This window comes from Paenibacillus uliginis N3/975 (assembly GCF_900177425.1).
GTDB lineage: Bacteria > Bacillota > Bacilli > Paenibacillales > Paenibacillaceae > Paenibacillus_AQ > Paenibacillus_AQ uliginis.
Genome location: NZ_LT840184.1, coordinates 3,619,368 through 3,631,919 on the forward strand (window position 1 = coordinate 3,619,368; position 12,552 = coordinate 3,631,919).

Annotated in this window: 11 protein-coding genes; 2 read left to right on the forward strand and 9 right to left on the reverse strand. The window is 42.3% G+C overall.

All coding sequences use genetic code 11. The features are described from left to right. Positions 1 to 88: 88 nt before the first annotated feature. The 8 genes from B9N86_RS17070 to B9N86_RS17105 form a co-directional block, all read right to left on the reverse strand. Positions 89 to 1,447, reverse strand: coding sequence for a glycoside-pentoside-hexuronide (GPH):cation symporter (locus B9N86_RS17070; protein ID WP_208914358.1), 1,359 nt, complete (start codon positions 1,445 to 1,447; stop codon positions 89 to 91). A gap of 119 nt (positions 1,448 to 1,566) precedes the next feature. Then, positions 1,567 to 2,670 carry a Gfo/Idh/MocA family protein gene (locus B9N86_RS17075; protein ID WP_208914359.1) on the reverse strand — a complete coding sequence of 368 codons (1,104 nt, stop codon included), beginning with the start codon at positions 2,668 to 2,670 and terminating at the stop codon, positions 1,567 to 1,569. 30 nt (positions 2,671 to 2,700) lie between these two features. Beyond that, positions 2,701 to 3,549 (reverse strand): sugar phosphate isomerase/epimerase family protein, encoded by an 849-nt coding sequence (locus B9N86_RS17080; protein WP_208914360.1) that lies wholly within the window; start codon positions 3,547 to 3,549, stop codon positions 2,701 to 2,703. Positions 3,550 to 3,817: 268 nt separating this feature from the next. Then, entirely contained in the window at positions 3,818 to 4,822 is a 1,005-nt protein-coding gene (locus B9N86_RS17085) for a LacI family DNA-binding transcriptional regulator (protein ID WP_208914361.1), read from the reverse strand. 159 nt (positions 4,823 to 4,981) lie between these two features. Continuing rightward, complete coding sequence (locus B9N86_RS17090) at positions 4,982 to 7,525, reverse strand: ABC transporter permease (protein ID WP_208914362.1); 2,544 nt, start codon at positions 7,523 to 7,525, stop codon at positions 4,982 to 4,984. After that, on the reverse strand, positions 7,522 to 8,199 hold the full coding sequence (locus B9N86_RS17095) for an ABC transporter ATP-binding protein (protein WP_208914363.1): 678 nt from the start codon (positions 8,197 to 8,199) through the stop codon (positions 7,522 to 7,524). The genes B9N86_RS17090 and B9N86_RS17095 overlap by 4 nt, the downstream gene beginning before the upstream one ends. A 104-nt stretch (positions 8,200 to 8,303) precedes the next feature. Beyond that, complete coding sequence (locus tag B9N86_RS17100; protein WP_244562735.1) at positions 8,304 to 9,224, reverse strand: sensor histidine kinase; 921 nt, start codon at positions 9,222 to 9,224, stop codon at positions 8,304 to 8,306. Further along, positions 9,217 to 9,906: a response regulator transcription factor gene (locus B9N86_RS17105; RefSeq protein WP_208914364.1), complete on the reverse strand. Its 690-nt coding sequence runs from the start codon at positions 9,904 to 9,906 to the stop codon at positions 9,217 to 9,219. The genes B9N86_RS17100 and B9N86_RS17105 overlap by 8 nt, the downstream gene beginning before the upstream one ends. Positions 9,907 to 10,239: 333 nt before the next feature. Between B9N86_RS17105 and B9N86_RS17110 the strand changes: the two genes are divergently transcribed. Both B9N86_RS17110 and B9N86_RS17115 read left to right on the forward strand, forming a co-directional pair. Then, positions 10,240 to 10,551: an ArsR/SmtB family transcription factor gene (locus tag B9N86_RS17110; protein WP_208914365.1), complete on the forward strand. Its 312-nt coding sequence runs from the start codon at positions 10,240 to 10,242 to the stop codon at positions 10,549 to 10,551. Positions 10,552 to 10,630: 79 nt separating this feature from the next. Beyond that, positions 10,631 to 11,806, forward strand: coding sequence for an MFS transporter (locus B9N86_RS17115; protein WP_208914366.1), 1,176 nt, complete (start codon positions 10,631 to 10,633; stop codon positions 11,804 to 11,806). A gap of 237 nt (positions 11,807 to 12,043) precedes the next feature. On the opposite strand, the gene B9N86_RS17120 is transcribed toward B9N86_RS17115, so the two are convergent. Continuing rightward, positions 12,044 to 12,460, reverse strand: a complete 417-nt coding sequence (locus B9N86_RS17120; RefSeq protein ID WP_208914367.1) for an SRPBCC family protein — start codon at positions 12,458 to 12,460, stop codon at positions 12,044 to 12,046. Between the last annotated feature and the right edge of the window lie 92 nt (positions 12,461 to 12,552).

Sequence of the window (12,552 nt, forward strand, 5' to 3'; positions counted from 1 at the left end):
CCAACTTGGTGCCGGTATAAGATTTTCAATTTCTAGATAGTTATCAATTCTTACCCTGTTCTTTAGAATGCCCCGCATACACTATATACTAAGCTTGTATCGAAGCTGCGCCGCTTTGACGCTGTGTTTCCAGTTCTCCAATCATTTTCTGATCGAACTCCAGCTTATAGAATAGAAGCAATAGAGCACATATGAGGAAGCAAATGAACGGTATCCATACGAAGTTGAATTGGATAGCCGCAAGCCCTGAAGCAGCCTGCTCCTGGTTCGGGACATAGTTGCCAATAGCAAGCACCCACGCTGCCACTGCTCCGCCGATGCCCATACCGAATTTAACGCCGAAGGAACTCGATGCTGTCAACAAGCCTTGAGCCCTGATCCCGGATCTCAACTCTCCATAATCAACGGTATCTGCCAGCATCGCGAACATGAGGCCTGCTGCAAATCCGATACCGATATTACCAATCGCGACGGCTCCGATCAGAATCGGAATAGAGCTCAGTACTGCCGCCACATACACAATTAGCTGACTCGCTGCGCCAATAGCTACGCCAAGCAGCGCCGTATTGCGCTTGCCGATTCTTTTTGCCAACATCGGCATCAATGCGATACCAACGAGTAGAATCACATTTAAACCATTGACAAGCGGAACAAGATCTTCGCGGCCAAGATTGTATTTCAAGTAAAATACTGCGGACTGGCCTTTGCTCGTCATGCCTACCCAAAAGAACACGTTCATGAAGAGCAAAATCCACCAAGGCAGATTGCCCTTTAACGCCTTTATGCCATCTTTGAACGGCACAACTTGATTTTTATCGCCCATCTGAACTCGCTCACGCGTATTTGCAAACGTAGTGAAAAAAAGTAAGACTGCAATCGATGCGAACAATACCATCGTCCACAGAAAGCCCTGCTGTTGATTGCCTTTGCCAAAAGCAGCTACGAGTGGAAGCGCACCGATGCTGACGATCAAGCCGCCTAGTTGACCAAAAATCATTCGAACCGAATTGACAACCGTACGTTCCTGCGAATTACTCGTCATACTTGTCAGAAGCGATGTCAATGGCAGATTAATCGCCGCATACAAAATACCGAGTACAATATACGTGAAGTAAGCGTATACAAGTTTGCCCGTATTGCCGAAGTCCGGTGTCATAAATGTCAGCACTGCAACGATACCGAACGGGATCGCAAGCCACAGGAAGAATGGCCTTGATTTACCCCACTTCGTATGGGTGCGGTCGATAATCACCCCAATGATCGGACTATCAAAAGCATCGATTACCCGCGCCACCAGGAACAAAGTACCGACTGCCGCCACATTCAATCCGTATACATCCGTATAGAAGAACATCAGATACATCGTAATCATCTGAAAGACTAAGTTGGAAGCTGTGTCTCCAAGGCCATAACTAATTCGTTCTTTCCATGAAACCTGGTTATCCATAAGATATCCCCCTTTTAGCCCACTCCATGTAACCCCTTACATTTATCCTTATAAAAATCTCTTCATGTAACTGAACTCGTCCTCCGCTACAACTAGCAGAGGACGAGACTATTTACTATTTATAATGATGTCAGTGTAACTTCTTTACCTGTTCTGGCAGATTCATAAATCGCTTCAAGAATTGTTGTCACCATATAGGCCTCTTCAGGCTTCACCAGCGGTTCTTTATCTTCCATAATAGCCTCGATCCATTGTCGGGCTTCACGATCGCCTTCATCCTCCACTCGGGAACCGTAGTACGGAATCGAAGGGTTCATTTCAGGCTTGATCTCCACAAGTTTTCCAAACATTTCGGCATTTAAATGCAAGTCCGGTTTCCCGCTGACGGGATGACGTCGCATCTCCGCCCCGCCCTTCGTTCCGCAAAGTGTCGTCATCGCTTCGCGAACGTCAAGCGTATTCAGAGCCCATGAAGACTCGAGAAATATCGTTGCACCGTTCTCCATTTTAATAAAACCAACAGCGGAATCTTCTACTTCAAATTCGTCGGGATTCCATTGTCCGAACATGTTCGCCCTGTTTTGATCCTTTAGCTCATGAAACACGGAACCAGATACGGACTTCACTTTATAATTGTTCATGTACCATAGCGTCAGATCGAGAGCATGTGTTCCGATATCAATTAATGGGCCCCCTCCTTGCTTCTCTTTATCCATGAATACACCCCATGTCGGTACCGCACGACGGCGGATGGCATGTGCCTTGGCCAAATAGATATCGCCCAAGTATCCATCGTTACAAGCTTCTTTGAGCATCAAAGCTTCTTCTCTAAACCGGTTTTGATAACCAATCGTAAGCTTCTTTCCGGTTCTTTTGGCGGCATCGAGCATATTTCGGGCTTCCTGTGAATTAATGGCCATCGGTTTCTCACACATAACATGTTTACCCGCCTCTAGCGCATCAACTGTAATGGTAGAATGAGAGATGTTAGGAGTTAGCACGTGAACAGCATCAATCGCGTCATCCTGTATGAGCTGCTTATAATCCGTATATGTCTTTGCCCCCACAGCACCATATTGCTTGGAAGCCGTGTCGGCGCGCCCCTTGATGATGTCGCAAAACGCTGTTATTTCAACTAAATCTGCTAATTTGGCCAATGCTAGCAAATGTTTGGCATGGGCAATTCCACCACAGCCTATTATCCCTATTTTTAATTTACTCATATTCATCCTCCCACTTTTCACCGTTTAAGATTAAAATAGTTTTGAAATATAGTTATAGCTAATTTCAACACTTTCTAGCTGGTTCTTGTTCGTCCAATCTTGCTCGATAAACAAGTATCTTGCTTCCGGTTTACTTCTAAATGCATCCACAATTGCAGGTATGTCCATAATGCCTTGACCGGCTTCTGTGAAATATTCGATCTTGTGCAACTTAATCATCAATCCCATATCGATAAGGGCGTCGTCACCGATAACTTCAAATAAATTCACCGGTGTTGCATCAGCAGGCAAGTCTTTCTGATGAATAAGATCGCAGCGATCTCCCAGCTTGTGCAAATATTCAATCGGATCGATTCCGCCTCTTAGTGCCCAATAGGTATCAAATTCGACTTTAAGAAACTGTTCATCCGTATTCTCCAAAATAATGTCCAACACATACTGATTGTCAAACTTCTGAAACTCTTCAAAATGGTTATGGTAATACAACTGAAGACCGTTATCTTTGAACATCCTCCCGGCTGTATTTAATTTAGCGCACAGGTCAAGAACTTCTTGCTTATCGCTGAAGAAAGCGATTGCAATGGCAAGTGAAGTAAAGCCAACTTTTTTGGCATAGGCTATAATTTTCTCCGCTTTGTCCTCATGTAGAAATGCCAAGTCGATATGGGCTGAAACAGCTTTCAATCCAAGGCGATCCAATTCCTGTTTCAATTCATCCGCTGTCAGATTGCCAATAGTGGCCCCCATATTGTCTGCGTCATGGAAGAACAATTCCACATTTTTATATCCGATTGAAGCGACTTTTTCCAATGTTCCTTTAAAATCTTTCGTTAATTCATCTCGTACCGAATACAACTGCAATCCAAATTCCAAACTCATAAATAGTCCTCCCGAAAAATAGATTCACAAATGTAATAGGACGGCGCTTGAACATCAATGTAACAGATTACATAAAATTAAATAAATGCCTTAATAAACGGCATTCATAAAATGTAACGGATTACATTTGTGTTGGGTTCATCTTACTCCAACCCTTTCAATTCGTCAATCATAAAAAACGTCTTTCGCCTTCATACTTTCTTATCTCAAAAGAAATCGGCAACAGTGAGAGCAGCGCTCCGCCTGAACCGATTTAAGATATTTCTATTTATGATTGAAGTGTTGACTCTCGTTTAATCAACTGATGTTGCAGCATCACATTCTCATACTTCTTTTCTGTATGAACCATATTATGAATCAGTAAATTCATTGCAGTGTAACCGAGATCATATTTCGGCTGATGAACCGTTGTCAGTGCAGGTGTAGACATCGTTGCTTCATGGGTGTTATCGAATCCGATTACAGCGATATCGCCAGGTACGGACCACCCTTTCTTTTTAATCGCATTGACACAGCCTATGGCAAGACTATCATTCATGCAAAATATAGCAGTCGGAAGAACTGGCAATTGCAGCAGCTCGTTCGTCAGCGCTTCACCATCATGATGGAAGAAGCCTCCGTGTTTGATCCATTCTTCCCGACAAGGTATGTGATGTTGTGTAAGCGCTCTGCGATACCCTTGCTCTCTAAGACGTTCTGAGTACAACAGCGTAGAAGCGCCGATCATTGAGATGCGTTGATGACCTAATTCAATGAAATGACTTACAGCGTCAAAAGCTGCCTGTTCATCGTTGATGGATACGCAACACGTATAAGATGCATTTTCGAACTCGCAGCATTGAACGATGCTATGCTTTTGGCCCAGTGCGCTTAGTTCTTCTTCGCTAAGCGTCGTGCTAAAGGTAATGACACCGTCAACGAGCCTGTTTTTTAACATTTGAAGCAGTTCTTTTTCACGCTCCAAATGATTCGAAGTCGGGCACACCAACACATAATAACCATCTTCCTTGGCACGATCTTCTATGCCTTTAACAATTTCGGCGAATATAGGTCTATCCAGGCTCGGGGTTAACACAAGCACCTTCATCGTTTCCGATCTTCTTAAATCCCGCCCCAACAGGTTCGGTTGATAATCAAATTTATGAATAACGCTTAATACTTTTTGCCGGGTAGCTTCTTTAACTAAAGGACTTTCGTTCAAAACTCTAGATACAGTGGCTACAGAAACACCAGCCAACTGGGCTACTTCTTGGATCGTCATGGATTTCTGCATGTGTTCCCTTCCTTTATGCGCTTTCAAATATTCAGCTTATTTTCCCGCAATAACGAACGTAGTTCACCTGTTTGCTGTAATTGCATAATATCAGAGAATTCAGCCATATTAAAGTGCTACCACGCCTGTCGAGTCATTCTTAAAGCATATTACTTCGTATTATTCTGCTATTCTTAACCTCTCCACGATCGTTTGCCGACGAATATTTCGGTAAGCTAAATAAGGTACGATTACGAACAACAGGAACAAGATCGGGTATGTAATAAGCAGTGGTGACAGCACAAATTGATAGCTGAAAAACCATAGATTGCTGACCAACCCACGAACAATAAAAGCAGAAAACAATATGCTCAAAATGAGAGACAGCACGATTGTCGCACCTGCATAATACCCTCCCTCATAGAGAAGCATTCGCTTTAACTGCCGCCCCGTCATCCCTATACTTTGCAGCATCGCAAACTCCAGACGTCTTGATAAAATGCTGGTCAGAATTGAGTTGATAAAATTCAATATCCCGATCAGACCAATAACAAAGCTGATCGCACTACCTACGATGATCACCATATTCTGCAGTTGCTTAAAGTTGTTGACGTACACCTGCTTGGATTCATAATTCATGAGCGGCTCAATCGTTTCCGTATAATTCTTGATAAAGGTCTCCATCGCGGACTCCTGATCATCAGCCATGTTGAAGCCATACGTCATAAGCACGGGACGCGTTACAACTTTCAAATATTCTTCTGTAGGCAAGTACATGGCAAATTCATCATACGAACGGTTTCCAATTGTGAACTGATTGATTTTTGCCTTGGCCATGACCTCGTACTCGTATTTCTTTCCATCAACCGTAATCTGGACGGTGTCTCCGATTTGATAATGTGAAGTGTTCCATTCCACACGGCCTTCATCATCTTGATGGACACCTTCGATGATGTATTTTCCACTTTTTAGTTTTGCCGTATCCAATTTTCCCTCAACAATATCCAGACGCTTCAGCGGCAAGTCATCCAATCCATATAAATCGAGCGTAGGGTTACCATCCTCCGCTTTGTTCATGGGATACCCATGAGAACTAAGTTCATCTGGATCTTCTCGATAAATGGAAGATTGACCCAAGTAGATGTTGTAGTAGATTCTGCCGCCTTCCTGGAATCCCTCTTGCTCCTGAACTGCCTTAATAAAACTCTCACTCAGCTCATCTTCAGGTTGGCGAAAACGATTATCATTAAAATAATTCGCATGCCCGATGAGATAATCCATATTTACAAATTTGGAAACAAACTTGTCCATATCAAATCCTCGTGAGAGGGTAAAGACCGTGCTGAGCAGCACCAAGCTGAGCGACATCGAAATCAGCATCATGACCGTTTGTTTTTTGCTTCTGCCAAGATTCGACCATGCCATTCTCCAGATTTTTCCGCCATCGGTCGATTTCTTCTTTTTACGCTTAAAGGATTCCCTGCCACCTTGGTAGCGCACCGCCTCTACGGGCGATACGGCTGCCGCCATCTTGCCTGGCTTACGGGTGCTAATCCATACCGTCACGAATGTGAATATAGTGGCACCCATAAATATGAGTGGATGAACCGAGATGTTTACAGGTCCAACATATGTGAGAATGCCGAGCATCAGTTCCAGTAAGGAGTTACCTACAATGAGTCCAATCACAAGACCTAAAGGGATGCCAACAATCGATAACAACAGCGCCTGTTGACGAATGATGAATTTCATTTGTCGCCTCGTTGTACCGATTGTTTTCAACAAGCCATAGTCACGAATATCCTTGTTAACGGAAATCTGGAACAGGTTGTTGATCATCAAATATCCTGTAAAGGTAATCAGAAGAATGACTGCTACAATAGCAATGAGAGAAATTGGATCAGCAAGTGAAAAATTACTGGAAAGATACGCCCAATTCACATTGGCTGCAATATCCGTTGGCAACGGATCAGCATTATTTCCACTTTGCATCGTATAGCCACTTTCCGTGATGACCTGATTCAACTTGTTCTCCAGGCCAAAGCTATTCTTAAATAGGATATAAGCGTTAATGGAGCCTGTTGTATTATGATCCACTAGATTCGTATGACGTAGTTCTGAAGCATGCGCTTGCACAAACTCTTTTGAGACTACAGCCATACCGACTGGAGCAACAGGATCGGTCTCCCAATACCCAGAGAGTACGAAGTCTGTCTGCATCTGCTCCCCCTTCATCGTATACGTGAGCGGTACTTTTGCACCGACTTCATGAGGAACGCCAAGCAAGTCTAGCGTGACCGTATCCGTAATAATTTCATTCTGTGCTTGGGGGGCCTTCCCCGTTGTCGGGACGGTAAACCCTAACTTCATTGCAGTTTCGTCCATATAGTACATTTCCAAGCGTCGCTTGAGAAAAGCCGAATTATCAACATGATCAGCGGCAATCAGGTTGTAGCTGATTTCATCAATTAACGGATGATCTTTAACAGCATTGTACTGCTCATCCGTAATGTATTTGAGCACAGCATGGCCGTCACCTCCCGCTTGCCGTAAGGTTTGGTTCTGCAAATTCTCGACCATTCCGATCGTCGTCGTGAAGAGACAGGTGAAGAGGACAGTCGTCATCGCAATGGCAATGATCGCGATGACATTCCTCATCCGATTGGCTTTAAATATGCGAAACGCAAGACGATGGATCATTTTCCGATTCTGTACGCGGATCATGACAGGTTCCCGCCTATCAATTTCCCATCTTCAATCCGGATGACCCGATCCGCCATTTGTGCGATTTCTTCATTATGGGTAATCATGACGATCGTCTGTCCAAATCGTTCACTTGTCACTTTGAGCAATCCCAGCACATCGAGACTTGTCTTACTATCCAGATTCCCTGTTGGCTCATCTGCAAGAACGATAGCAGGCTTTGTCGCAAGTGCCCTTGCAATCGCAACACGCTGTTGTTGTCCACCCGATAGCTGGTTCGGTAGATTATTCAGCTTCGTTTCCAGTCCAAGCGTTGTCACAATTTGATCGATGTAAGAATTATCCACCGCATCACCATCCAACTCAATCGGAAGGGTAATATTTTCATAGACATTTATAACAGGAACCAGATTATAGCTCTGAAAAATAAAACCGATCTTGCGCCGTCTAAATATCGTCATTTCGTCATCCTTCAGCGAGAAAATCTCTTTGCCGTCCACCTTCACCGTTCCGTTTGTCGCTCGATCCAGGCCCCCAAGCATATGCAAGAGCGTCGATTTCCCACTCCCGGATGTTCCAACAATGGCGACGAATTCGCCGCGTTCGATCGTAAGATCAATACCATCCAAGGCTTTTACGACATTCGGCTCGGCACCGTAGTGTTTCATCAGATTAGACGCCTCTAATACCACCATCAAGTAACCTCCTTATGTATCCAAAGTCTATATCACGTGATGATATTGACTTTACATCGATGGTCTTTCCACAATCTTTCTGAAATCTAACAGTTCTGAAAGATTTACTTCGTACTCGGGAGGAATACCGAAAAAGCGGAGCCCTGATGTAGCGTTGAGTTGACCTTGATATATCCCCCTTGTGCCATGATCATTTCTCTGGCAAGGTATAACCCGATCCCTACACCCTCATAGGCACCTACTGCCGATGAGCGATAGAATCGTTGAAAAATCTCATTACTCTCATATTCTGCGATTCCGATTCCGGTATCGTTAATGTCTATTCGGCAAAACAATTCATAGGAAACTGCAGACACCGAGATGCTGCCGCCAATAGGTGTATATTTGATCGCGTTATCTACAATATTATGAATGGCTTCCGTGGTCCATTTCCGATCGAACACCGCTTCCAAACAATCACAGCTGAGTTGAATCTGAATTTTTTTCGCTTCCACCTGTTGTTTCACATCTTCACATACCGAAACGAGCAGATCTGCAATAGACTCTTTTTTCGGTGAGACCGAGATAATCCCCGCTTCCAAGCGAGAAGTTTTCACTAACGCATGAATTAAAAATTGCAGTTTCTCCGATTGAAGGGCAATCTGGTCCACCATTTCAGCACAATCGTTAGACAGATGCGGCTGCTCTTTGAGTAGCTGTGAATAGAGCAAAATATTAGAGAGAGGCGTCTTCGTCTGGTGGGATATATCCGAAACAAGTGATTTGAGTCGATTTTTTTCAGTAGCGAGGTTTCGTTCTCTAGTCTGGAACTGACCAATATACCGGCTCAATTTGGTCTCTAATGCGGATATAGCAGATTCGTCATATTTGGATTCCTTAAAATTCCCCTCAATTGCACAATCGACCATCTGGGTCAGCCTGCGAATGGTTCTGCGCATGCTTAAACGATACCAGACTACTAGACTTACACTAAACAGCATGCAAACGATACTCCCGATGAGAACAACCATAGTCAATTTATCCACGCTTATCCACCGTCCATGAGTAGCCTACACCATATACCGTCTGGATGTATTTGGGCTTTGCTGGACAATCCTCCAACTTGTCACGTAGCCGTTTGATGGTCACGGACAACGCGTTCTCATCTACATATTCAGCCCCATCCGTCCATATTTTATCGACCAGGACGCTACGGGCCAAGACGATCCCTTGATTTTGAACGAGCAGCTTTAGTAATTTTTGTTCAGTTTTGCTCAGCTCCACTGGTTCTTTCCGTTTGAGAAACCTCATCTCATCAAAGTGAAATTCAAAGTGATCTATTATAAGGCCCTTGTTGCTACTCTCCTGCTTACTTCGGCGAAGTATTGCAGATACTCGCGCACGAAGAATCATTAAGCTGAAGGGTTTGGTGATATAGTCATCGGCACCCAGCTCAAACCCCGTTACAACATCCACTTCCAAGTCGTTCGCTGTTAAGAAGATGATTGGAGTTGCGAGATGTTGTCTGATTTCCATGCAAAGATCAAGTCCGCTGCCATCGGGCAGATTCACATCCAACAAAATCAAATCAAATGTCATCTGGGTTAAATAATCCCGCGCCTCGGATTGGGTATAGCACTGTGTAAATTCATAATCTTCTTGCCGAAAAGTCAGGACAATGCCTTGATTCAACGCTCGGTCATCTTCAACAATAAGAATCTTATTCATGGTCCAGCCCCTTCTCTAAACATACTTTTAATATAAACTATGTATGTCCCGCATATATAAACAAGGCTCCATCTTAAATCATCTATGATCTAAGAGAAACCTTGTTTAGAACCTCTGCTCTACTTAATATACGCTATATTTTCCTAACGTTGATGTGCGGAATGTTTAATTCCCACTTGTATCCATTAAAGCAGATAACTCTAATAGCTGTCTAATCAAAAGTCTAATTCTTGTCGGCAACAATATAGCTTCTTATTAAGCTTGCTGGTACGGATTTAACAGCGCAGCACATTTTATATTTACAAATCTATAAAAGTAGATATAATAATCTGTATGGAACCTTTATTGATTTATAAAGCTTTGTCTAACGAGACTCGTAGTCAAATTATGCAATGGTTAAAGAATCCAGAGGAATTCTTTGATGAAAAGCCTTATTTACAACAAGGTCTCAATTTCCGAATTGGTGTATGCGTAGGAGATATTCAGGCTAAAGCGGGACTTGCACAGTCTGTTATTTCGAGTTATTTGTTGACTATGCAAAAAGCTGGTTTGTTGGAATCTGAGCGAATTGGGAAGTGGACGTACTATCGTCGGAACGAAAAGACAATACAGGAATTTTCCGAGTACATCCAAAAGAAACTATAAACGGAAAGGAGGTCTTTTTTTTCGTATTTCATATCTACATTTCTATATATTTAAGTATTAATGGAGGCTTACATTTAAAATGAAAAAGGTTAACTCTTTACTCATCATTATTCTAGCTTTAGGTGTATTCGGCATTATCACAACAGAGATGGGGATAATAGGTGTTCTCCCCCAGGTCACTCAAAAATTTAATATATCGACTTCACAGGCCGGATGGCTTGTAAGTATATTTTCTTTAGTCGTTGCCATTTCAGGTCCATTCCTGACATTACTCGCTTCCGGGATTAATCGTAAAGTCATTCTATTAACCGCTGTGCTTATTTTTGCGATTTCAAATATTGTTTATGCCTATACTACCATGTTCGATGTGATGCTGATTTTCCGCATTATCCCTGCTATTTTTCATCCCGTCTTTTTTTCGGTTGCCCTTGTCACCGCAGCCAAACTTGTTCCTCCGGAAAAAAGCAGTAAAGCGGTCACTAAGGTTTTCGCCGGAATAACGGTCGGGTTTGCTTTTGGCGTGCCTTTAACTTCTTATCTCGCGGACAAAATTTCGTTAGAAGTCGCTTTCCTTTTTGGTGCTGTTGTAAGTATAATTGCCTTTGTAGGTATCCTAGTTTGGCTTCCTTCCATGCCTGTTAAGGAAAAAATGTCTTATGGCAAGCAGCTTGGTATATTACGCAAACCTCAATTGTGGTTAAATATCGTGACAGTTATTTTTATCTTTGCAGCTATGTTTTCTGTGTACAGCTACTTTGCTGAATATCTTGGACAAGTAACTCATATGAACGGATCATGGATTAGTATCATGTTGATGACCTTTGGTATAATCATGATTTTCGGGAATTTCTTATTTGGGAGCCTTTTGCATAAAAGCATGACAAAGACCGTCATCATGTTTCCTCTGCTATATGCGGTAATTTACTTATTTGCTTATTATCTGGGATCATATTTCATTCCGATGGTAGTTATCGTATTCATTTGGGGGGTAGTGCATTCCGGCGGGCTTATTATCAGTCAAGCATGGTTAACGACCGAGACAAAAGAAGCTCCCGAATTCGGCAACAGCTTGTTTGTCTCATTTTCCAATCTTGGAATTACTATAGGGGCTTCTATCGGTGGCTGGTCTATTTCTCACTTAGGGATACATCAACTTATTTGGAGTGGAATTGTGTTTGCAATGCTTGCTTTCTTATTGATCTTGCTAAAAATAAAAATGTGCAAATCGAACGTAGAGGAAGTAAACGTACGTTAGTATCTCGAATAAATCAGGATTTTCTAAATATTTTAGTTCCATTTGATTCTAATAAGAAAATCTGCAAACTTTTATAATGTGAAGTAAATAAAGAAGAAATTTCTCTTTCAGAAATTTCTTCTTTATTACCTACAAGACAGACCTGGTCAAATAAATCTCTATAGATTTTTTGAAGCTTACGATAATCTTGACGGGACCAGTGGGCAACTCATAAAAAAGAGCCAACTGGCTCTAAAATTATTTAACTAATCCTACTCTCAACTCATTAACACCAAACTCCAAATAAGCCTTTAAACAGGTCAACATATAAACCCATCCTTCTTTATTATCTATCAATTGACTGATGAAATCATCATCATTTTCATTAAAACCTTCTTCGTTAACTTCAATTATTGTACTCGATTTTTCCAATTCTTTCAGTGTTATCGTAACAATATGTCCTTCCCCATTTGCACCCCACTTGAACATGATTTTCTTATTTATTTCCACTTCCAATACCTCTATATCCAATTGAGCATCGTACTCATCATATCTCAATGTAACCGTCTTTCCTTGCTCCCACCTATCAGAACTGTGCGAAAACCAGAAATTCCTAATTTTCGTAGGATCTACGAAAGCTTCAAATACTTCATTCGCTGGCTTTAATATGTTCATTTTCGTAAGGTTGTTCTTCACAATATCAACTCTCTTTCCTTGAGTACAAAACAGTTATCGTTGTTCCATGATGTTTTATACATATTATCTCC